A 21,187-nucleotide genomic window follows, 5' to 3' on the forward strand; every position below is an offset into this window, starting at 1 on the left:
GACGCGGAACCCTGGCTTCCACTTTTGGTCAATTGGCAACGACCAGTGACAGAGTGCGTGCTTAATGTGATGTGCTGGGGCCGGTCCCGTACACCGCGCCGTCCATGGCAAAGGCGTACGGCATACGACACACGCACGAGATCGACGAAGGACGACCACGGGGGCACGAGGGAGGGGAGCGGTCATGGGGTCGGAGCAGATCAGCCGCTGGGAGTCGGGAGCGCTGGCGCACGCCGTCACGGACCCCTTCGGACAGGGCCCCGTCCCCTGGCTCCGGGGCAGCGAGACCTACTTCGACGACACCGGCCACGTCGTCCCCTGGTACGTGGACCCCGCCCCGGTCCCGGCCCACACCTCCGGCAGGGATCTGCCCAAGGTCCCCGCCCCGCGCGGGTCCGGGGGCGGCCCCCGTTCCGCCGACGACGTGCGGCGGCAGATCAAGGGGTTCACCTCGGCGAGCGCGGTCGCCCCCGGCGAGGCGCTCGACTTCCATGTCACGGTCGACCCGCCCCAGGAGTTCGCCGTCGACATCTACCGCATCGGCCATTACGGCGGTGACGGCGCCGCGAAGATCACCACCAGCCCCCGCCTCTCCGGCATCGTCCAGCCCCCGCCGCTCACCGCCGACCGCACGGTCTCCTGCCACCACTGGTGGCTGTCCTGGCGGCTGCAGGTCCCGAGCTACTGGAGCATCGGCGCGTACGTGGCCGTCCTCACCACCGCCGACGGCTACCGCTCCCACATCCCCTTCACGGTCCGCGACAACCACCCCGCCGACCTGCTCCTCCTCCTGCCCGACATCACCTGGCAGGCCTACAACCTCTACCCGGAGGACGGCCGCATTGGCGCGAGCCTCTACCACGCCTGGGACGGGGACGGCCGGCTGCTCGGCGAGTCCGAGGCCGCGACGACGGTCTCCTTCGACCGCCCGTACGCGGGCGCGGGCCTGCCCCTGCATGTGGGCCACGCCTACGACTTCATCCGCTGGGCCGAGCGCTACGGCTACGACCTCGCCTACGCCGACGCCCGCGACCTGCACGCGGGGCGCGTCGACCCCACCCGTTACCGGGGGCTGGTCTTCCCGGGCCACGACGAGTACTGGTCGACGCCTATGCGCCGTACCGTCGAACGCGCCCGCGAGCACGGCACGTCCCTCGTCTTCCTCTCCGCCAACACCATGTACTGGCAAGTGGAGTTGGCCGCTTCCCCGTCCGGTGTCCCGGACCGGCTGCTCACCTGCCGCAAGCGCCGGGGCCCGGGCCGACCGGTGCTGTGGCGTGAAATCGACCGCCCAGAGCAGCAGTTGGTGGGTATCCAGTACGCGGGCCGGGTGCCCGAGCCGCACCCCCTGATCGTCCGCAACGCCGACCACTGGCTGTGGGAGGCGACCGGCGCCGGCGAGGGCGAGGGGATCGAGGGCCTGGTCGCGGGCGAGGCCGACCGGTACTTCCCGCGTACCCAGCTCCCCCAGCACGAGGAGCGCATCCTGCTCGCCCACTCCCCGTACGCGGACAGCGAGGGCGCCCTCCGCCACCAGGAGACCTCCCTGTACCGGGCGCCGTCCGGCTCCCTCGTCTTCGCCTCCGGCACCTTCGCCTGGTCACCGGCCCTGGACCGCCCCGGCCATGTGGACGCCCGTATCCAGCGCGCCACGGCCAACCTCCTGGACCGCATCTGCAAGCACGACTGACCCCGTGACCGGAGGCGGGCCGTGCATACGGGACAATCGAGCCAGTTGGAGAGAACCACTGGAGGAACCGTGTCCGGATTCGTAGAAAAGCCCGAGCCGCTCCAGGTCCCGGGCCTGACGCACCTCCACACCGGCAAGGTGCGCGACCTCTACCAGAACGAGGCGGGCGAGCTCGTGATGGTCGCCAGCGACCGCATCTCGGCGTACGACTGGGTGCTGCCGACCGAGATCCCCGACAAGGGCCGCGTCCTCACCCAGCTCTCCCTCTGGTGGTTCGACCAGCTCGCCGACCTGATCCCCAACCACGTCCTCGGCACCGATCTCCCGCCCGGCGCCCCCGCCGAGTGGGCGGGCCGCACCCTTATCTGCAAGTCGCTCCGGATGGTCCCGGTGGAATGCGTGGCCCGCGGCTACCTCACCGGCTCCGGTCTGCTGGAGTACAACGCATCCCGTACGGTCTGCGGTCTCGCCCTCCCCGAGGGCCTGGTCGACGGCAGCGAACTCCCCGCGCCGATCTTCACCCCGGCCACCAAGGCCGCCGTAGGGGAGCACGACGAGAACGTGTCGTACGAGGAGGTCGCCCGCCAGGTCGGCGCCGACACCGCCGCGCAATTGCGCCAGGCGACCCTCGCCGTCTACGGCCGCGCCCGGGACATCGCCCGCGACCGGGGCATCATCCTCGCGGACACCAAGTTCGAGTTCGGCTTCGAGGGCGAGATGCTGATCGCCGCCGACGAGGTGCTCACCCCGGACTCCTCCCGCTTCTGGCCGGCCGAGGAGTGGGAGCCGGGCCGCGCGCAGCCGTCGTACGACAAGCAGTTCGTGCGCGACTGGCTGACCTCGGCCGAGTCCGGCTGGGACCGCAGGAGCGAGCAGCCTCCGCCGCCGCTGCCGCAGCGGGTCGTGGACGCGACGCGCGCGAAGTACATCGAGGCGTACGAGCGTCTGACGGGCCTGAGCTGGAGCTAGCCACAGAAAAGAACCCCGGTCCACCGGACCGGGGTTCTTACTTCTGCTGGAGCGGACGACCAGGTTCGAACTGGCGACCTCAACCTTGGCAAGGTTGCGCTCTACCAACTGAGCTACGTCCGCGCTGCGCCGTGGCGCGAGAGCAACTATACCCAACCTCGCTCGCGTGCGAGACGCACCGCCGTATGCCGGTTCTCGGCACCGAGTTTCGAGACGGCGGACGACAGATAGTTCCGTACGGTCCCCTGGGACAGCGCGGCCCGCTCGGCGATCTCCGCGACGGGCGCTCCGTCGGCGGCGAGTTCCAGCACCTCGGCCTCCCGCGCGGTCAGCGGCGAGTCCCCGGAGGCGATGGCATCGGCCGCCAACTCGGGGTCGACGTATCGATTTCCGGCATGCACCGTACGAATGATCTCCGCGAGCCGCTGCGCGCTGACGGTCTTCGGAACGAACCCCCGCACACCCGCCGCAAGCGCCCGCTTCAAATGCCCCGGCCGCCCATGACCGGTCACGATGAGCACCTGGCACCCGGGCAGCTCATCCCGCAGAGATGTGGCCACCTTCACACCGTCCGCCCCCGGCATCTGAAGATCCAGCACAGCCACATCCGGCACATGAGCCCGAGCCATCGCCAACGCCTCAGGCCCACTCGCCGCCTCGGCCACCACGAGCAGATCATCCTCAAGCCCGAGCAACGCGGCGAGCGCACCCCGGATGAGGTGCTCGTCATCGGCAAGGAGCAGGCGTACGACGGGGGTGGTCATGGGGCGACTCCGGTCGGGAGGGTGGGTTGTGGTCGGGGGGTGGGCGGGGTTGTGAAGTGGGCCTGTTCGTTGCCGTACGGTCCTCGGTGCCGGCGGACACCGGGCAGCCGAGGAACCCGTCCATGCGGTGTCCCCATCACCCCGGCCACCGATTGCCCGCCGAGCACGGTCATGGCGCCACGCCCCCCGTCACCGCAGGCAACGGCACCGTAGCCACCACCCGGAACCGGTCCCCCTCCACCGCCCCCGCCTCCAACGCACCACCCACCGCACTCAACCGCTCCCGAAGCCCAACGAGCCCGGACCCACCACCGACGCTCCCCACGAGCCTGGCTCTGCCACCGGCGCCCGCCGCAATCCCGGATCCGCCACTGAGGCCCTCGCCATCCCCGAGGCCACCGCCCCCAGCGCTCCTCATCTGCCCGGCTCCACCCCAGGCACCCCCGCCACTCTCGACCTCACCGCCCCCAACACCCCCAGGCACACCCTCACCCCCCTTAACCCCGTCGTTCTCCACAGTCAGCACCACACACCCCACCCCCACCCGCACCCCCACCACGCACCGCCCCGCATCCCCATGCCGCAGCACATTGGTGGTCGCCTCCCGCACCACCCACCCCAGCGCCGACTGCACCTCGGCCGGCAGCCCCGTCGCTTCCCCCGTGATCTCGCACTCGATGCCCGCCGCCGCCAACACGCCCTGCGCACCGGCCAGTTCGAGGCGGAGGTCGGCCTCGCGGTAGCCGCGTACGACGTCCCGGACCTCGCGCTGGGACTCCTGGGCGATCCGCTGTACCTCGATCATCTGCTCCACGGCCTCGGGCCGGTCCCGCCGCGCGAGTTGGACGGCGAGTTCGCTCTTGAGGGCGATCACCGACAGGTTGCGGCCCATCACGTCGTGGAGGTCGCGGCCGAAGCGCAGCCGTTCCTCGGCGACGGCGAGGCGGGCGCGGGTCTCGCGGGCCTCGTCGAGTTCGTAGACGGCGTCGAGGAGCCAGACGGAGAAGGCGGAGGTGAAGGCGAGACCGCCGGAGCTGACGAGTACGGCGAACGCGGTGCCGAGCGCCGCCGGGAGGGCCACCCCCAGCGGGAGCTGCACGAGCAGCGCGCCGACCACGCACCCCGTCACGACCGCGAGGACGTGCCCTCGGCCGCGCACCCCGAGGGCGAGCGTGCCGCCGCCGAAACCCAGCACCCCCACGAAGACCGTGTTCGCGGCGGCTGCCACGTGTTCGCCGCCGGGGCCATGCTTCGTGAGGACGATCGCGATGCCAGCGATCAGCACGGTGACCGCGCCGAAGGTCCGCAGCAGCCGTACGGGCCGCTCACGTCTGCCCCGGGTCCAGTCGAGGGCCTGGGAGGCGGTCCGGGAACAGAGCACGGCGTGCACGACCACGACCGCCGGCAGCCAGGCCGCGAGCCCGGCACCGGCCTGGGCGAAGGCCGGCAGCCCGACCGCCGCGACCTCGATCACGGCGAAGAGGTGGAAGGACCACCGGGTGTACGTCTCGATCTTCCCGGGCGTGCTCTTCCGCCCCCACCAGCCGACCGATGCCCGCATCTCGCCCCGCCCCCCGTAGCTCACCGCCGCGGCTCCCACCGGAACCACCGCCGTACAGCAAACACCGCGAGGACGGTCCAGGCCAGCGCGGTCAGAACGGCGCCCAGCGCGTCGTAGCCGGACAGATCGCCGTTCCAGCCGCCGCTGATCAGCCGGATCGCGGGGGAGAGGGGGAGGAAGGCGCAGACGTCGGCGACCCGGTCGGGCAGGAACTGCAGCGGGATGATGATCCCGGAACCCAGCATGGACGCGAACAGCACCGGCAGCGCGGTCACCTGCGCGCTCTCCGCCGTCCTGGTCACGCTCGCCGTGAGGGCCGCCAGCGCGGCGCAGAGGAAGAGGCCGAACAGCAGCCCCAGGACGACGAGTTGGGGCACCGCGGGAGCCCCGGCGTCCAGCAGCAGCGTGCAGGCCACCGCCAGCAGCAGCGACTGGACGAGCCCGAGGCACAGGGAGGGCAGGGCCGTGCCGGCGAGGATCTCGGAGTCGTCGAGTTCCCCCGTGCGCAGCCGCTTGAGGACCAGTTCCTCCCGGCGCGCGACGAACGCGCCGACCAGGGACGAGTACACGGCGAAGAGCAGCGAGAACCCGATCGCGGCCGTGAGCATCACCGAACCGACGCTCAGCCCCTCTCCTTTCAGGTCCATCTGGTCGACCGCGGGCCGCACGCTGAACGGCAGCGACAGCGGCACGAGCAGCGCCGTGACCACCGCGTTCCGGTTCCGCCCGAGCAGTGTCAGCTCGGCCCGCCCCAGCGCCCGCAACCGCCGTACCGGAGTAGTGGTCGTCGAACTCATACCGCCACCTCCCGCTCCCGCGCGATCCCGAGGAACGCCTCCTCCAGCGAGGCCGACCGCACCTCCAGCCGCCGCAGCTCGATCCGCGCCCCCTCGGCCCACACCAGCAGCCCCGTTGCCGCCCGCTGCGGCTCATGCGTCTTCAGCCGTACGACCCGCCCGGCCACCTCGTGTCCGACGACCCCCAGCTCGCCGAGCGGCGGCAGGTCCCCGACGAAGTACCCGGCGGGCAGTTCGAAGGAGATCCGCGACGGCTGTCCCGCCGTCACCTCGGCCGGCGTCCCGGTGACCGCGATCCGCCCCTCGCGCAGGATGGCGAGACGGTCGGCGAGCCCTTCCGCCTCTTCCAGGTAGTGCGTGGTCAGCAGCACGGTCGTCCCGCCGTCCCGCAGCGCCCGCACCAACTCCCAGGTGTCCAGGCGCCCTTCGGCGTCGAGGCCGGTCGTCGGTTCGTCGAGGAACAGCACCTCGGGTTCGCCGAGCAGCGCGAGCGCCAGGTCGAGCCGCCGCCGTTCGCCTCCGGACAACTGCTTCACCCGTACGTCCGCCCGCCGCGCGAGTCCGACCAGTTCGAGCGCCTCCGCCTCGGGCCGGGCCCCGCTCGTGCAGCCGGCCCACATCCGGGTGGTCTCGGCGACGGTCAGCTCGGACGGGAACCCGCCCTCCTGCAACATCACCCCGGTGCGAGGCCGTACGGCGGCCCGCTCGGTGTGGGGATCGTGGCCGAGGACGCGCACCCGGCCGCCGGACGGCGGTGCGAGTCCCTCCAGAAGTTCGACCGTGGAGGTCTTCCCCGCGCCGTTGGTGCCCAGGAGCGCGAAGATCTCCCCACGGCGCACGGAGAAGGTGATCCCCCGCACCGCCTCGAACCCGCCCCCGTACACACGGCGTAGGTCAGTGACCTCAATCACGTGTTCGTGTTCGTTGGTGTTCATGACTTCAGCGTCCCGGCGGCGGGAGCGGCGGGGCAGTGCGCGGTGTCACCGCTCGGCATGACAAATGTCAGACGGGTGCCGGGCACACGAGAAAGCCCCGGTCCACTGGACCGGGGCTTTCTCTGAAACTGGAGCGGACGACCAGGTTCGAACTGGCGACCTCAACCTTGGCAAGGTTGCGCTCTACCAACTGAGCTACGTCCGCATTGCCTCCGACCAGCTCTCACCGATCGGCGCGAGCACCAGCCTACCCGATCCACAGCAGTGGTCCGGACGGCGATGCAGAGCGGGTGACAGGAATTGCACACTGCGCCTTCCCCCTGGAAGGGGGATGTTCTGCTACTGAACTACACCCGCATGTACTCCGTGAGCTGGGCCTTTCGGCCTCGCCCCTCGGCGTGCTCCGAACTCTAGCTGACCAGGAGGGGTGCAGCGCAAGTCGGTTGCTCCGAGGGCCCGGTGACCGGCCGTAGGCCCAGCTCGCACAGAGCCCTTATTGGGCAGCGGCGAACGCCTCGTAGACCTTCTTGGGGATGCGTCCGCGCGCCGGCACGTCCATCTTGTTCGCCTGGGCCCAGGCCCGGACGGCCGCCGGGTCGGGGGCCACCTCGGTCTGGCGGTAGGCCTTGCCCGACCTCGACCGCTTGCGACCTGCGTCCACGTACGGCGCGAGCGCCTTACGCAGTTTCTTGGCATTGGCTTGATTCAGGTCGATCTCGTACGACTTGCCGTCGAGTCCGAAGGCGATCGTCTCCGCCGCTTCCGAGCCGTCGATGTCGTCAAAGAGAGTGACCACGACCTTCTGCGCCACGAATATCGGTCCCTTCGTGCGACACCTCCAACCGCACTATCCGCAGAGACGTACAGAGACGCCACGGAGGTGCGGAGATGTCGACTGTCCGCCTGTTATTGGGCAAAGTATCGGCTATTGCCAATTCATTTGTACAGTGCCCGGCAATGCAATGTGAAGCCCGACTAAATCTCCCCGCGTGTCTCGGCGCAATAGGGAACCGGGATCGATCCGGGATCTTTCCCTGAACTTTTCGTGAACACCCCCGTCCGACACCGGATCGTGATGGTCATCACGTAGATTCCTACAACTCTACCCGCGTAGAAATTTTGTGCGGGTAGTCTGAAGACACCTGCCGAAGACCCGCAGGAACCTGCTCAGCACCACACCACCGGGAGTGCCCGTGGCACGCGTCGTAGTCGACGTCATGCTCAAGCCGGAGATCCTCGACCCCCAGGGCCAGGCGGTCCAGCGTGCGCTGCCGCGCCTGGGTTTCGAAGGCATCTCCGACGTACGTCAGGGAAAGCGATTCGAACTGGAAGTTGACGGCCCGGTCGACGAGGCCGCGCTCGCCCGCATCCACGATCTTGCGGAATCCTTCCTCGCCAACACGGTGATCGAGGACTTCACCGTCAAGGTGGAAGAAGTGGCGGAGGCCGCCAAGTGACCGCTCGTATTGGCGTCGTCACTTTCCCCGGCAGCCTCGACGACCGCGACACCCAGCGCGCGATCCGTCTCGCCGGCGCCGAACCGGTCGCCCTCTGGCACAAGGACAAGAACCTCCACCAGGTCGACGCGGTCGTCCTCCCGGGCGGTTTTTCCTACGGCGACTATCTGCGCGCGGGCGCCATCTCCCGTTTCTCGCCGGTCATGGAGACGGTCATCGAGCAGGCGAAGTCGGGACTCCCCGTCCTGGGTATCTGCAACGGCTTCCAGGTCCTCACCGAGGCGCACCTCCTCCCCGGCGCGATGCTCGGCAACAACCACCTGCACTTCATCTGCCGTGACCAGAAACTGCGGGTGGAGAACGCGGAGACCGCCTGGACCGGTGACTACACCGCAGGCCAGGAGATCCACATCCCGCTGAAGAACATGGACGGCCGGTACGTCGCCGACGAGCACACGCTCGACGAGCTGGAGGCGGAGGGCCGGGTCGTCTTCCGCTACCTGGACCTGAACCCGAACGGCTCGCTGCGCGACATCGCCGGCATCACGAACGCCGCCGGGAACGTCGTGGGTCTCATGCCGCACCCCGAGCACGCGGTCGAGCCGCTCATCGGGTCCGGCCGCACCGACGGCCTCCCCTTCTTCACCTCGATCCTCAAGAAGCTGGTCAACGCATGAGCCGGACGCCTCTGGACACGGTCGAGCACGCGGCCGAGACCCCCGACGTCGAGCTGCCCTGGGCCGAACTCGGCCTGAAGAAGGACGAGTACGAGCGGGTCGTCGAGATCCTCGGCCGCCGGCCCACCGGCGCCGAGCTCGCCATGTACTCGGTCATGTGGTCCGAGCACTGCTCCTACAAGTCCTCCAAGGTCCACCTCCGCCAGTTCGGCGAGAAGGCCCCGCAGAGCGACGCGCTGCTCGTCGGCATCGGCGAGAACGCGGGTGTCGTCGACGTCGGCCAGGGCTACGCGGTGACCTTCAAGGTCGAGTCGCACAACCACCCGTCGTACGTGGAGCCCTACCAGGGCGCGGCCACGGGTGTCGGCGGCATCGTCCGCGACATCATCGCGATGGGCGCCCGCCCGGTCGCCGTGGTGGACCCCCTGCGCTTCGGCGCGGCCGACCACCCCGACACCAAGCGCGTCCTGCCGGGCGTCGTCGCGGGCATCGGTGGCTACGGCAACTGCCTGGGTCTGCCCAACATCGGTGGCGAGGTCGTCTTCGACGCCTGCTACCAGGGCAACCCGCTGGTGAACGCCGGTGCCATCGGCGTGATGCGGCACGAGGACATCCACCTCGCGAAGGCCTCCGGCGCGGGCAACAAGGTCATCCTCTACGGCGCCCGCACGGGCGGCGACGGCATCGGCGGCGCGTCGATCCTGGCGAGCGAGACCTTCGACGACGCGAAGCCTTCGAAGCGGCCGGCTGTCCAGGTGGGTGACCCCTTCCAGGAGAAGCTGCTGATCGAGTGCACGCTTGAGGCCTTCGCCGAGAAGCTGGTCGTCGGCATCCAGGACCTGGGCGCGGCCGGACTCTCCTGCGCCACCAGCGAGTTGGCGTCCAACGGCTCCGGCGGCATGACGGTCACCCTGGACGACGTACCGCTGCGTGACTCCACGCTCTCGCCCGAGGAAATCCTCATGAGCGAGTCGCAGGAGCGGATGTGCGCGGTCGTCGAGCCGGCGAAGGTCGAGCGCTTCCTGGAGATCTGCGAGAAGTGGGACGTCATCGCCACCGTCATCGGTGAGGTGACCGACGGCGACCGCCTCGAAATCTTCTGGCACGGCGGCAAGATCGTGGACGTCGACCCGCGCACGGTCGCGCACGACGGCCCGGTCTACGAGCGCCCGTACGCCCGCCCGGACTGGCAGGACGCGCTCCAGGCGGACGACGCGAACGAGCTGCCGCGACCGGCGACCAGCGAGGAACTCCGCGCACAGGTCCTCCAGTTGGTCGGTTCTCCCAACCAGGCGTCCAAGAAGTGGATCACGTCGCAGTACGACCACTTCGTGCAGGGCAACACGGTGCTGGCGCAGCCCGAGGACTCGGGCATGATCCGCATCGACGAGAAGACCGGGCTCGGGGTCGCCATCGCGACGGACGGCAACGGCCGGTTCGCGAAGCTGGACCCGTACGCGGGCGCCCAGTTGGCCCTGTCCGAGGCCTACCGCAATGTGGCGACGACGGGTGCGAAGCCCCTCGCCGTCTCCGACTGCCTGAACTTCGGTTCGCCCGAAGACCCGGCGGTGATGTGGCAGTTCGCGGAGGCGATCCGTGGACTGGCCGACGCCTGCCAGCAGTTGGGCACCCCGGTGACGGGCGGCAACGTGTCGCTCTACAACCAGACGGGCGAGGTGGCCATCCACCCGACGCCGGTGGTCGCGGTGTTGGGTGTCATCGACGATGTGGCGCGCCGCACGCCGGTGGCGTTCCAGGAGGAAGGCCAGCTCCTCTACCTCCTCGGCGACACCCGCGAGGAGTTCGGTGGTTCGGCCTGGTCGCAGGTGGTCCACGACCACCTCGGCGGGCTGCCCCCGAAGGTCGACCTGGAGCGCGAGCGGCTGCTGGCCGAGATCCTGATCTCCGCCTCCCGCGACGGCATGATCGACTCGGCGCACGACCTGTCCGACGGCGGTCTCGTCCAAGCGGTCGTGGAATCGGCCCTGTTGGGCGAGAAGGGCGCGCGTCTGGTCGTACCGGACGGGCTCGACGCGTTCACGTTCCTGTTCTCGGAGTCGGCGGGCCGCGCGGTCGTGGCCGTGCCGCGCTCGGAGGAGCTGCGCTTCACCGACATGTGCGGGGCGCGGGGGCTGCCGGTCACGCGGATCGGAGTCGTCGACGGTCAATCGGTCGATATCCAGGGCGAGTTCGCGCTGTCCCTGGAGGAGCTGCGCGAGGCGCACGAGGGGACGATCGAGGCGCTGCTGGCGTAGTACGCCGGGGCCACGCAAGCGTTCGTGGAACGGTCACGGTGACCGTTCCACGAACGCCTGTCATGCGGACTGTTCTTCCTGTTCTTCCTGGTTTCCCTGCCCCTTCTGGGCGAAGAATTCGAGCAGGTCCCCGCCGATGGCGTCGTTGGTGGCCACGGCCGCCTTCGCGGCTTCGGCGCTACGGGGGAACAGTGCCTCCTCGTACTCGGCGAGCGCCCGCTCGATGTCGTCGGGGTGCGCGGCGATGGCCTTGCCGAGTTCGGCACCGTCCTGCATGGCCAGGTTGGCGCCCTCGCCGTCCGGCGGCGAGAGGTGGGCGGCGTCGCCGAGCAGGGTCGCTCCCGGCACTCGGTCCCAACGGTGCCCGATCGGCAGTGAGTTGAGGGGGCGCACGGTCGGGGCGGTGTCGCTGTCGGTGATCAGGGTGGTGATCTCGGGGGCCCAGCCGTCGAACTCCGCGGCGATCCGCGCGATGGCCGCGGCGGAGTCGGTGAAGTCGATGTCGGCGAACCACTCCTGGGGTTTGGTCAGTGTGGCGTAGGCGTGCAGGGTCTCGCCGGTCTCCCGGTGGGCCCCGATCCACCTGCCGTTCGCGTTCTGGCCGAGCACGAAGAGGGAACCGCCGCCGACCGTCTTCGCGGCGGCCGGGTGCCGGGTCTCGGCGTCGAACAGATAGGTCTCGACGAACGACCGGCCGAAATACTCGGGAACGGCGTCGGACAGCAGCGGCCGTACCCGCGACCACGCGCCGTCCGCACCGACGAGCAGGTCCGTGCCGACGGTGGTGCCGTCCGCGAAGGTCACCTCGTGCCGGCCCGCACCGAGACTCCGGACACCGGTGACCTTGTGCCCCCACCGCACGGTGTCGGCCGGGAGCGAGTCGAGCAGGATCCGCCGCAGCTCGCCGCGCTGCACCTCGGGCCGGCCACCGGTGCCGTCGTCGGGATGGTCGAGCATGACGGTCCCGTCCGTGCCGAGGACGCGGGTCGCCTGGCGGCCCTCCAGGATGATGCCGCGGAACTCGTCCATCAAGTCCGCTTCCTTGAGCGCCAGTTGGCCGTTGTAGTCGTGGATGTCGAGCATCCCTCCCTGTGTTCGGGCCATCGGTGAAGCCTCGGCCTCGTAGACCGTGGCGGTGATGCCGTGGACGTGCAGGACGCGGGCGAGCGTCAGTCCGCCGAGCCCGGCTCCGATGATCGTGACGTGAGTGGTCATGACGACTCCTTGTGAGTGGCGGGACTGCCGGACGAGCGCCCGGCGGGTTCTTCACCAAGGTTTCAACGCGGCACCGACAGCCCGCCTACGTCGTACCGACAGCTCCGACAGACGACCGACAGGACGGTTCCCGGGGCAGCTCAGGAGGCTTGGGCAACCGCCGGGCCAGCACCGCGGCCACCGCCATCAGGCCGCCCCCGCCCCAGAACACCACCCGGGTCGCATCCACGAACGCCTGGACGCCGGCCGCGTGGGCCGCACCCGTCAGATGAGCCACGGCCGCGATGTCGCCGCCGGGACCGTGCCCGGCGTAGAAGCGGGCCGGCACCGTGCCGAACACCGCCGTGCCCAGGGCGTTGCCCAGTGTCTGGAAGAAGCGGATCGACGTCGTGGCCACTCCCTCGCCACGGTCGCCGCCGCCATGATCAGCGCCGCCATGATCAGCGCCGCGCGCGACGCCCTGACCGGGGGGCACTACCGCCGTCTCGACGCGGGCGAGCCGGTCGAGACGGTCGCCGCTCGACGCCCCCGAACGCGCCGCGCCCGCCTTCGCGTTGGTGGAACACGGGCTCGGGGAGTACGCGCGCAAAACGCCGTGAGACCGACCCGGGACGCGCACTAGGCTCGCCGCCATGCCCACCGCCAAGAAGCGCCCCCGCACCTACGACCCCGCCAGGACCCGCGCCGCGGTCCTCGCCCAGTTCGGGAACGTACGGGAGGCGGTGGCGGCCCTCAGCCCCGAGCAGCTCGCGCTGCCGACCCGGCTCGGCGGGTGGACCGTACGGGAACTCGTCGCGCACATCGGGATGGCGCTCACGGCGATCGAGCGCGCCCTCGCCCTGCCGGAGCCGGCGAAGCAGGACGCCGTGCTGCTCGACTGGGCGTTCGCGACGAGCGCCAACTCCGCGGCCATCGACGACTTCAGCCGACGGCTGGGCCGGGAGCACCCCGACCTCGACACCTACCTCGCCGACATCGAGCGGCACCTCACCGAGCAACTCGACGCCCACCCCGGCACCCGGCTGCTGGCCACCAACGTCGGCGCCCTCCCCCTCGCCGACTACCTCGTCACCCGCACCGTCGAACTCGTCGTCCACACCGACGACCTGAACGCCGCCGTCCCCGGCCTCGACATCCCCTACGACCGCCAGGCCCTCGCCGCCTGCACCCGGCTGCTGGCCGACGCGCTGGCCGTGAAGGCGCCCGGCGGTTCGACGGAGGTGCGGATCCCGCCGTACGCCGTCGTGCAGTGCGTCGAAGGGCCCCGGCACACCCGCGGCACCCCACCGAACGTCGTCGAGACCGACCCCCTGACCTGGCTCCGGCTGGCGACCGGACGGACGTCGTGGAAGGACGCCGTAGGAGAGGCGAAGGTCAGTGCGAGCGGGGAACGGGCGGATCTGCGCGGGCTGCTGCCGCTGATGAGCTGAGTCGGGGAACCGGGCCCCCGTCCCTCCCGTCCCACCACCATGGACATGAAGCGACTCACCCTCGCGGTCCTCACCGTGCTGCCCCTCGCCGTCGCGTGCGGCGGATCGGACACCACCCCGCTTTTCGGCACGAAGTGGACCGTCACCTCACCGTCCGCCGGCAAGCAGGCGTACCTCACCTTCGACGCCAGGACCGGCAAGGTCGGCGGCCGGCTCGGCTGCAACTCCGTGGACGCGACGGCGACCGTACGCACCGGACACATCACGCTCGGCCGCCCGTCCACCACCCGAATGATGTGCGACGCCTCACTCATGGGCACCGAACGCTCGCTGCTCGCCCTCTTCGGCGGGCAGGTCGGCTATCGAGTCGATCACGACACCCTCACCCTGACCAGCGGAAACGGCACGATCGTGCACGCGGTCGCCGACAAGTGATCCACTACCGGCGAGTAACCCGAATTCGGACCAGTGGTCGATCTCGCCTACACTCGGTGGCGTGCCACGTGGTGACGGTCGACTCAGTCATGATCTGCTCCCCGGCGAGAAGGGTCCCCAGGACGCGTGTGGCGTCTTCGGGGTCTGGGCTCCCGGTGAAGAGGTCGCCAAGCTCACTTACTTCGGGCTCTACGCCCTGCAGCATCGAGGCCAGGAATCCGCGGGAATCGCGGTCAGCAACGGCTCGCAGATCCTTGTCTTCAAGGACATGGGTCTGGTCTCCCAGGTCTTCGACGAGACCTCGCTCGGTTCGCTCCTGGGTCATATCGCGGTCGGTCACGCCCGCTACTCGACCACCGGCGCCTCCGTCTGGGAGAACGCCCAGCCGACGTTCCGCGCCACCGCGCACGGTTCCATCGCGCTTGGCCACAACGGCAACCTGGTCAACACCGCCCAGCTCGCGGAGATGGTCGCCGACCTGCCCAAGCAGGAAGGCCGTACCCCGCGCGTCGCGGCCACCAACGACACCGACCTGCTCACCGCGCTCCTCGCGGCCCAGGTCGACACCGACGGCAAGCCGCTGACCATCGAGGAAGCCGCCCACGCGGTCCTCCCCCAGGTCAAGGGCGCCTTCTCGCTCGTCTTCATGGACGAGCACACCCTCTACGCGGCCCGCGACCCGCAGGGCATCCGCCCGCTGGTCCTCGGCCGCCTGGAGCGCGGCTGGGTCGTCGCCTCCGAGTCCGCCGCCCTCGACATCTGCGGCGCCGCCTACGTCCGCGAGATCGAGCCGGGCGAGTTCGTCGCCATCGACGAGAACGGCCTGCGCACCTCCCGATTCGCGGAAGCGAAGCCCAAGGGCTGTGTCTTCGAGTACGTCTATCTCGCCCGCCCCGACACCGACATCGCCGGCCGGAACGTGTACCTCTCCCGCGTGGAGATGGGCCGCAAGCTCGCCAAGGAAGCTCCGGTCGAGGCCGATCTGGTCATAGCGACTCCGGAGTCCGGCACGCCGGCCGCGATCGGTTACGCGGAGGCCTCGGGCATCCCGTTCGGTGCGGGTCTGGTGAAGAACGCCTACGTCGGCCGTACGTTCATCCAGCCCTCGCAGACCATCCGGCAGCTCGGCATCCGCCTGAAGCTGAACCCGCTGAAGGAAGTCATCAAGGGCAAGCGCCTGGTCGTCGTCGACGACTCGATCGTGCGCGGCAACACCCAGCGCGCGCTGGTGCGCATGCTCCGCGAGGCCGGGGCCGCCGAGGTCCACATCCGGATCTCCTCGCCGCCCGTGAAGTGGCCCTGCTTCTTCGGCATCGACTTCGCCACCCGCGCGGAGCTCATCGCCAACGGCATGACCATCGACGAGATCGGCACCTCGCTCGGCGCCGACTCCCTGTCGTACATCTCCATCGACGGCATGATCGAGGCGACCACCATCGCCAAGCCCAACCTGTGCCGCGCCTGCTTCGACGGCGAGTACCCGATGGACCTCCCGGACCCCGAGCTGCTCGGCAAGCAGCTCCTGGAGACCGAGCTGGCGGCCGGTCCGGCCGCCACGGCGGCGGCCGACGCGATCCGTCGCCCGTAAGCCTCGTACCCATCAACCCGAAAGATCCCAGGCAATGTCTGAGAGTCCCGCTTCCGGTGCCTCCTACGCGGCTGCCGGCGTCGACATCGACGCGGGCGACCGCGCCGTAGAACTCATGAAGGAGTGGGTGAAGAAGACCCAGCGCCCCGAGGTCCTCGGCGGCCTCGGCGGTTTCGCCGGGCTCTTCGACGCCTCCGCCCTCAAGCGGTTCGAGCGCCCCCTGCTCGCCTCCGCCACGGACGGCGTCGGCACCAAGGTCGACATCGCGCGCCGCCTCGGTGTCTACGACACGATCGGCCACGACCTGGTCGCCATGGTCATGGACGACATCGTGGTGTGCGGCGCGGAGCCGCTCTTCATGACCGACTACATCTGTGTCGGCAAGGTGCACCCCGAGCGTGTCGCGGCCATCGTGAAGGGCATCGCGGAGGGCTGTGTGCTGGCCGGCTGCGCCCTGGTCGGCGGCGAGACCGCCGAACACCCCGGTCTGCTGGGCCCGGACGACTTCGACGTCGCCGGCGCCGGTACGGGCGTCGTGGAGGCCGACCGGCTGCTCGGCGCCGATCGCATCCGGACGGGTGACGCGGTCATCGCGATGGCGGCTTCCGGACTTCACTCGAACGGGTACTCGCTCGTCCGGCATGTGCTCCTCGACCAGGCGGGCCTGGACCTGGAGGCGCGCGTCGACGAACTGGGCCGCACCCTCGGCGAGGAACTCCTCGTGCCCACCAAGATCTACTCGCTGGACTGCCTGGCACTGACCCGCACCACCGATGTGCACGCCTTCTCGCACATCACCGGCGGCGGACTCGCCGCCAACCTCGCCCGAGTGATCCCGGACACACTGCACGCGATCGTGGACCGCTCCACCTGGACCCCGGCACCGATCTTCGACCTCGTCGGGAAGACCGGCCGGGTCGAACGCCTGGAGCTGGAGAAGACCCTGAACATGGGCGTCGGCATGATCGCGATCGTCCCGGAGGAGTCGGCGGAGGTGGCCCTGGAGACGCTGGCCGACCGCGGGGTCGAGGCCTGGATCGCCGGCGAGATCACCGAGCGCGGCGACCACGCGACGGGCGCGGAGATGGTCGGCACGTATTCGATCTAGAAGCGCCTCAGTCTGACGAGGCTGCTGAAAGGCAGCACAAAACCCGGTCCGGCGGTGTTGCCCCGGACCGGGTGAGGTGCAGTTGCTCCGGAAATGACGGAACTGCGAGGGACGCTGGTGCGTCAAGCGCCTCGACGTTGCGACTGAGGACCGGACTCGTCGTCCTCGTCCTCATCGTCGTCGTTATAGAGATCCGCGTACTGAGCGTACGGGTCGTCTTCTTCCTCGTCGTCGTCCTCGAACGGCTCGCCATTCGGCGGCTGGCTCGAAGTCGAAGCGCCCAGCTCATTGGCCAGACGCGAGAGGTCAGTCCCGCCGCTGCTGTACTTCAGCTGGCGGGCGACCTTCGTCTGCTTGGCCTTTGCCCGGCCGCGCCCCATGGCTCGACCCCCTCGGATACGGGGCTCGGTGGCCCCAGAGTCTTGACACGCGTTCATGTTCTGGAACGGACTCTCCGTGGAGAGACCGGTCCGTAGGGCTTCCACGGTACCTGAGCCCGCGCCCATACGGTACGTCGCCCGCAGCACGTGCCGGGCTCCAGGACCCGCGAGGTGCCCTGTACTCGCTGGTCAACCGCGATTTTAACCACTTCTTGGCAGGCGACCCGCCGACGAACGTGAGAGTTCTCTCTAAGTGCCCGTCGGCGGGTACCGCTCACCTGTTCCCGGCGGCCGCCTCGTGCATCCGCTGCTCGGCGATCCGGTCGGCCGCGGCGGCCGGCGGAATACCGTCTTCCTTCGCACGTGCGAATATTGCCAGCGTGGTGTCGAAGATCTTCGCGGCCTTCGCCCTGCACCGCTCGAAGTCGAACCCGTGCAGCTCGTCGGCGACCTGGATCACCCCGCCGGCGTTCACCACGTAGTCCGGTGCGTAGAGGATCCCGCGGTCGGCGAGGTCCTTCTCGACGCCCGGGTGCGCGAGCTGGTTGTTGGCCGCGCCGCACACCACCTTGGCGGTCAGCACCGGGACGGTGTCGTCGTCCAGGGCGCCGCCGAGGGCGCAGGGGGCGTAGATGTCGAGCCCCTCGACCCGGATCAGCGCCTCGGTGTCGGGCACGGCGCTCACGCCGGTCGGGTGCTTGTCGAGGATCCGTCGTACGGACTCCTCGCGCACGTCGGTGATCACGACCTCGGCGCCCTCGTCCAGCAGGTGCTCCACCAGGTGGTGCCCGACCTTGCCGACGCCCGCGATGCCGACCTTGCGGCCGCTCAGCGAAGCCTCGCCCCATAGGTGCTGGGCGCTGGCGCGCATGCCCTGGAAGACGCCGAAGGCGGTCAGCACCGAGGAGTCGCCCGCGCCGCCGCTCGAAGGGGAGCGTCCGGTCGTCCACTGGCACTCGCGGGCCACGACGTCCATGTCGGCGACATACGTGCCGACGTCGCACGCGGTCACGTACCGCCCGCCGAGTGAGGCCACGAACCGGCCGTAGGCGAGCAGCAGTTCCTCGGTCTTGTCGCGCTCCGGGTCACCGATGATCACGGCCTTGCCGCCGCCGTGGTCAAGACCGGCCATGGCGTTCTTGTACGACATCCCGCGGGCGAGGTTGAGCGCGTCGGCGACGGCCTCCGCCTCGCTCGCGTACGGGTAGAAGCGCGTACCGCCCAGGGCGGGGCCCAGGGCGGTGTTGTGGATGGCGATGACGGCCTTGAGGCCGCTGGCCCGGTCCTGGCAGAGCACGACTTGCTCATGACCGCCCTGGTCCGAGTGGAACAGGGTGTGCAGGACGCCGTTGTCTACGTCGGTCACTGTGGTGACTCCTGGGTAAGTGGCGGCGGTTGGAGACAGGCCCCCGTAAGGGTGGCGGGTGCCGGTGGCACGAGCGTAGAGCCTGCGTCCGACCGCGATCGGTGCAGTGTTCAGGATCACCTACTGGAGGGGGGTGTCCGTGCGACGATCTGCATAGTTTTCCCGTGCGTTCGCGAGCGGGTCCCAGAGGTTTTCCCGACGGTCGGCGGGGGAGGGAAGCAGGCGTGCCCAAGGTGTCCTCGGTGATCGTCCCGTACGCGACCTATCTGCGGGTCTACGAACCACTGGCCGCTTTCCCCGAGCCGGAGCGCGGCCACTGGGCGCGCTACGCCCGCCGCCCCGACCGCCCGTCGTACCAGGACGAACTGCGCCGCGCGCTGGCCGACTTGCTGCCCACTCCGCCCGTCCCGGTGCCGGTGCACGAGAGCGCCGACGCCTTCGTGGTGGAGGTCGACGGCGTGGTCTGCGTCTGCCCCTGGCGCACCCGGCTGCGCGGCTGGCAGGCCCTGGGCGACCTCGCCGAGGAGCTCCCGCCGCCGGTCCTGGACGCCGTATTGCCGCCGCTCCTACGGCATCAGGCCACCCAGGACTACGAGCGCTGGCTGGCCCGCAACCCGGACGCCCGGCCGTGGATCCGCACGGCGACCTGGCAGGTGCCGCTGAACTGGTTCGTGCTCGTCGGCGACGAGGAGCGGCGCTACGACAAGGCCTCCGGGGACGATCCGCCGATGCTGCGCTACCGGACGCCGATGGTGCAGGCGCGGCGGCGGGTGGCGCGGGCGCTGCGGGCCCTGAAGGACGCGATCGACGAGGGGCCGCTGATCGACGGTCTGGTGGACGTGGGGCGCTGGCTTGAGGAGTTCCATCCGCGTTCGCTGGTGGAACTGGACTACGGCGGGCTCGTGCATGTCCTGCCGGCCGGCGAGTTGGAGGACGACCACTCGGCGGCGGACGTGGCCGAGGGCATCGAGGCGCTGCGGGTCGGGGACGGGGCGGCGGCGGGCGAGGCGTACGGGCGGCTCGTGGAGCGCTGGCGGTCGGTCAGGGACCGGCGCTCGGCGAACTGAGACGAACCGAAGCGAACTGACAGTTTCGAACAACTGCGCATAGGATTCTTACGGTTCGTCAACACAGGACGTAGGTCCCGATCCGGACCTTTGATGCCAAGCGTGACGGAACGCACGTACAGATCCCTTGCGCCCCTTGCCCACCCTCGTGCCAAAATAGGACAAGGAGTCCGGGGAGGACTCTGTCCGTCCCGTTGTGGGCGGAATCTCAGCATTGCGTGCTTTGGGGGGTCTGGATGACTCCTGATCGCCCTGTGACTGATCGTCACAGTGGTGTGACTGTCCGCTATGGCATGGTCCATCGGCTTCCGTCGCTGATGGCCACCTGGGAGGGCAATTCCATCGGTTTGGCCTACGCGGTTGGACAGATGGTGTAGTTGTAGTGCCGAGGACAAGCCGTTCGTCCTATAACCGACTCGACTCGCGTCCGCCATTTCGGGCAACGCGGGTCAAGGTGCAGAATTTAGAGGAAAGAACCGAGAAGGTTCGGTTCTCCCGAGGAGGCCGCTCATGACCGCTCGCACCCCTGATGCCGAGCCGCTGCTGACCCCGGCTGAGGTCGCCACGATGTTCCGTGTGGACCCCAAGACGGTCACGCGGTGGGCGAAGGCCGGCAAGCTCACTTCGATTCGCACGCTCGGCGGACACCGCCGTTACCGCGAGGCGGAGGTCCGTGCACTGCTCGCGGGCATCCCGCAGCAGCGCAGCGAAGCCTGACCAACTGAATAAGGGCGAAACGGCTGGTCCCCCAACCGGTCAAGCGCCCGACAGCACAGCTCCAAGCGACGCGGGTTCTGCCCCAACAGGGCCCACGCCCAAGCTCTTCAGACATGTGAACACAGGGTGCGTCGTAGATCGCGCTGGACTCCGCCGGGTCCAGCGCGATCTTTTTTGTGCCTGGTCGTGGGTCCGTGCGCGCAGAACGCAGGGTCCTGTGAGGGACCTTGTCGGACTCTGGGGAGGGCTGTCGGATCTCCTGTGGACCATCGCCCGTAGGGGTGCAATTGCACATATTAAATTGACCAGTTGTAAGCGAGGTGTGAGTTCCGCGGTTTCAAAAACTTATGCGGTGACACCCGTCACATGCCGGATGGCTTGTTGCCGCTGACCTATGTGCGCTAAGAGGGTTGGCCCTCCGGATCGTCCCGGGGCGGAGGGGAGTCCATGGCCAGCCGCAGCAGCCGGTGGCAGATCGGGCAGTGCCGGGTCACATGGCGGTAGGAGCCGGCGGCCGACAGATGCGCACGGAGCAGGGCCCGCGTCTCATGCCTGACCGAAGCCGCCATACGCCACCTCCAGTGGCCCTGCGGGAACGGGGCCTGGTTTCTGGGTACCTGGCGGATGTGGGGGCGTCAAGACGGCAGGCGTTCAGGGGAGGGCATGAAAAAGGCCCGCACCCTCGCGGGTGCGGGCCTTCATCTACTGCGGTCCTGACGGGATTTGAACCCGCGGCCTCCACCTTGACAGGGTGGCGAGCACTCCAAACTGCTCCA

At 69.5% G+C, this 21,187-nt stretch carries 21 protein-coding genes and 4 tRNA genes; 11 read left to right on the plus strand and 14 right to left on the minus strand.

Annotated features, from left to right (window positions below; all coding sequences use genetic code 11):
* The first annotated feature begins 184 nt into the window (after window positions 1-184).
* Together ABZT04_RS41560 and ABZT04_RS41565 are read left to right on the plus strand one after the other, a co-directional pair.
* On the plus strand, window positions 185-1,690 hold the full coding sequence (locus tag ABZT04_RS41560; protein WP_356064651.1) for a N,N-dimethylformamidase beta subunit family domain-containing protein: 1,506 nt from the start codon (window positions 185-187) through the stop codon (window positions 1,688-1,690).
* A gap of 69 nt (window positions 1,691-1,759) precedes the next feature.
* On the plus strand, window positions 1,760-2,659 hold the full coding sequence (locus ABZT04_RS41565; RefSeq protein WP_356064654.1) for a phosphoribosylaminoimidazolesuccinocarboxamide synthase: 900 nt from the start codon (window positions 1,760-1,762) through the stop codon (window positions 2,657-2,659).
* A gap of 47 nt (window positions 2,660-2,706) precedes the next feature.
* Here ABZT04_RS41565 and ABZT04_RS41570 read toward each other — a convergent pair.
* The 8 genes from ABZT04_RS41570 to ABZT04_RS41605 form a co-directional block, all read right to left on the minus strand.
* Window positions 2,707-2,782: transfer RNA gene (locus ABZT04_RS41570), tRNA-Gly, on the minus strand.
* Window positions 2,783-2,805: 23 nt separating this feature from the next.
* The gene (locus tag ABZT04_RS41575) at window positions 2,806-3,423 is read right to left on the minus strand and encodes a response regulator transcription factor (RefSeq protein ID WP_356064656.1); all 618 of its coding nucleotides are present in this window, start codon (window positions 3,421-3,423) and stop codon (window positions 2,806-2,808) included.
* A gap of 169 nt (window positions 3,424-3,592) precedes the next feature.
* Window positions 3,593-4,984: a histidine kinase gene (locus tag ABZT04_RS41580; RefSeq protein ID WP_356064703.1), complete on the minus strand. Its 1,392-nt coding sequence runs from the start codon at window positions 4,982-4,984 to the stop codon at window positions 3,593-3,595.
* Window positions 4,985-5,004: 20 nt separating this feature from the next.
* Window positions 5,005-5,781: an ABC transporter permease gene (locus tag ABZT04_RS41585; protein ID WP_356064657.1), complete on the minus strand. Its 777-nt coding sequence runs from the start codon at window positions 5,779-5,781 to the stop codon at window positions 5,005-5,007.
* Window positions 5,778-6,716 (minus strand): ABC transporter ATP-binding protein, encoded by a 939-nt coding sequence (locus ABZT04_RS41590; RefSeq protein ID WP_356064660.1) that lies wholly within the window; start codon window positions 6,714-6,716, stop codon window positions 5,778-5,780. The genes ABZT04_RS41585 and ABZT04_RS41590 overlap by 4 nt, the downstream gene beginning before the upstream one ends.
* Window positions 6,717-6,845: 129 nt before the next feature.
* Window positions 6,846-6,921, minus strand: a tRNA-Gly gene (locus tag ABZT04_RS41595).
* 80 nt (window positions 6,922-7,001) lie between these two features.
* Window positions 7,002-7,073 (minus strand) — tRNA-Gly (locus tag ABZT04_RS41600).
* Between the two features lie 136 nt (window positions 7,074-7,209).
* Window positions 7,210-7,527 (minus strand): Lsr2 family protein, encoded by a 318-nt coding sequence (locus ABZT04_RS41605; protein ID WP_019073805.1) that lies wholly within the window; start codon window positions 7,525-7,527, stop codon window positions 7,210-7,212.
* 382 nt (window positions 7,528-7,909) lie between these two features.
* Between ABZT04_RS41605 and purS the strand changes: the two genes are divergently transcribed.
* The 3 genes from purS to purL are packed head-to-tail and all read left to right on the plus strand — an operon-like array spanning window position 7,910 to window position 11,105.
* A complete protein-coding gene (purS, locus tag ABZT04_RS41610; protein ID WP_015659417.1) occupies window positions 7,910-8,173 on the plus strand; it encodes a phosphoribosylformylglycinamidine synthase subunit PurS in 264 nt (87 codons plus the stop codon).
* Window positions 8,170-8,850 carry a phosphoribosylformylglycinamidine synthase subunit PurQ gene (gene purQ, locus ABZT04_RS41615; protein WP_356064662.1) on the plus strand — a complete coding sequence of 227 codons (681 nt, stop codon included), beginning with the start codon at window positions 8,170-8,172 and terminating at the stop codon, window positions 8,848-8,850. The genes purS and purQ overlap by 4 nt, the downstream gene beginning before the upstream one ends.
* Window positions 8,847-11,105: a phosphoribosylformylglycinamidine synthase subunit PurL gene (purL, locus tag ABZT04_RS41620; RefSeq protein WP_356064665.1), complete on the plus strand. Its 2,259-nt coding sequence runs from the start codon at window positions 8,847-8,849 to the stop codon at window positions 11,103-11,105. Before purQ ends, purL begins: the two co-directional genes overlap by 4 nt.
* Before the next feature lie 60 nt (window positions 11,106-11,165).
* Here the strand turns inward: purL and ABZT04_RS41625 are convergent, their stop codons facing one another.
* Both ABZT04_RS41625 and ABZT04_RS41630 read right to left on the minus strand, forming a co-directional pair.
* Entirely contained in the window at window positions 11,166-12,320 is a 1,155-nt protein-coding gene (locus tag ABZT04_RS41625) for an NAD(P)/FAD-dependent oxidoreductase (RefSeq protein WP_356064668.1), read from the minus strand.
* 85 nt (window positions 12,321-12,405) lie between these two features.
* The gene (locus ABZT04_RS41630) at window positions 12,406-12,909 is read right to left on the minus strand and encodes a hypothetical protein (protein WP_356064671.1); all 504 of its coding nucleotides are present in this window, start codon (window positions 12,907-12,909) and stop codon (window positions 12,406-12,408) included.
* A gap of 43 nt (window positions 12,910-12,952) precedes the next feature.
* On the opposite strand from ABZT04_RS41630, the gene ABZT04_RS41635 reads away from it, so the two are divergent.
* From ABZT04_RS41635 to purM, 4 genes are all read left to right on the plus strand, one after another.
* Window positions 12,953-13,750: a sterol carrier family protein gene (locus ABZT04_RS41635; RefSeq protein WP_356064674.1), complete on the plus strand. Its 798-nt coding sequence runs from the start codon at window positions 12,953-12,955 to the stop codon at window positions 13,748-13,750.
* 45 nt (window positions 13,751-13,795) lie between these two features.
* Window positions 13,796-14,185, plus strand: coding sequence for an META domain-containing protein (locus ABZT04_RS41640; RefSeq protein WP_356064677.1), 390 nt, complete (start codon window positions 13,796-13,798; stop codon window positions 14,183-14,185).
* 61 nt (window positions 14,186-14,246) lie between these two features.
* Window positions 14,247-15,773 carry an amidophosphoribosyltransferase gene (purF, locus tag ABZT04_RS41645; protein WP_356064680.1) on the plus strand — a complete coding sequence of 509 codons (1,527 nt, stop codon included), beginning with the start codon at window positions 14,247-14,249 and terminating at the stop codon, window positions 15,771-15,773.
* A 34-nt stretch (window positions 15,774-15,807) separates the two neighbouring features.
* Window positions 15,808-16,881 (plus strand): phosphoribosylformylglycinamidine cyclo-ligase, encoded by a 1,074-nt coding sequence (gene purM / locus ABZT04_RS41650; RefSeq protein WP_356064683.1) that lies wholly within the window; start codon window positions 15,808-15,810, stop codon window positions 16,879-16,881.
* A 122-nt stretch (window positions 16,882-17,003) separates the two neighbouring features.
* On the opposite strand, the gene ABZT04_RS41655 is transcribed toward purM, so the two are convergent.
* Both ABZT04_RS41655 and ABZT04_RS41660 read right to left on the minus strand, forming a co-directional pair.
* Window positions 17,004-17,261 carry a DUF3073 domain-containing protein gene (locus tag ABZT04_RS41655; protein WP_019061825.1) on the minus strand — a complete coding sequence of 86 codons (258 nt, stop codon included), beginning with the start codon at window positions 17,259-17,261 and terminating at the stop codon, window positions 17,004-17,006.
* A 274-nt stretch (window positions 17,262-17,535) separates the two neighbouring features.
* A complete protein-coding gene (locus ABZT04_RS41660) occupies window positions 17,536-18,627 on the minus strand; it encodes a Glu/Leu/Phe/Val dehydrogenase dimerization domain-containing protein (protein WP_356064686.1) in 1,092 nt (363 codons plus the stop codon).
* A gap of 224 nt (window positions 18,628-18,851) precedes the next feature.
* On the opposite strand from ABZT04_RS41660, the gene ABZT04_RS41665 reads away from it, so the two are divergent.
* Entirely contained in the window at window positions 18,852-19,694 is an 843-nt protein-coding gene (locus tag ABZT04_RS41665; protein ID WP_356064689.1) for a hypothetical protein, read from the plus strand.
* Between the two features lie 510 nt (window positions 19,695-20,204).
* On the plus strand, window positions 20,205-20,411 hold the full coding sequence (bldC, locus tag ABZT04_RS41670) for a developmental transcriptional regulator BldC (protein ID WP_003949541.1): 207 nt from the start codon (window positions 20,205-20,207) through the stop codon (window positions 20,409-20,411).
* A gap of 401 nt (window positions 20,412-20,812) precedes the next feature.
* Here the strand turns inward: bldC and ABZT04_RS41675 are convergent, their stop codons facing one another.
* Together ABZT04_RS41675 and ABZT04_RS41680 are read right to left on the minus strand one after the other, a co-directional pair.
* Window positions 20,813-20,980 (minus strand): DUF6274 family protein, encoded by a 168-nt coding sequence (locus tag ABZT04_RS41675; protein WP_356064692.1) that lies wholly within the window; start codon window positions 20,978-20,980, stop codon window positions 20,813-20,815.
* A 142-nt stretch (window positions 20,981-21,122) separates the two neighbouring features.
* Window positions 21,123-21,186, minus strand: a tRNA-Asp gene (locus ABZT04_RS41680).
* Window position 21,187 lies beyond the last annotated feature (1 nt).

It is taken from the genome of Streptomyces sp. NPDC005492 (assembly GCF_040605995.1).
Lineage (GTDB): Bacteria > Actinomycetota > Actinomycetes > Streptomycetales > Streptomycetaceae > Streptomyces.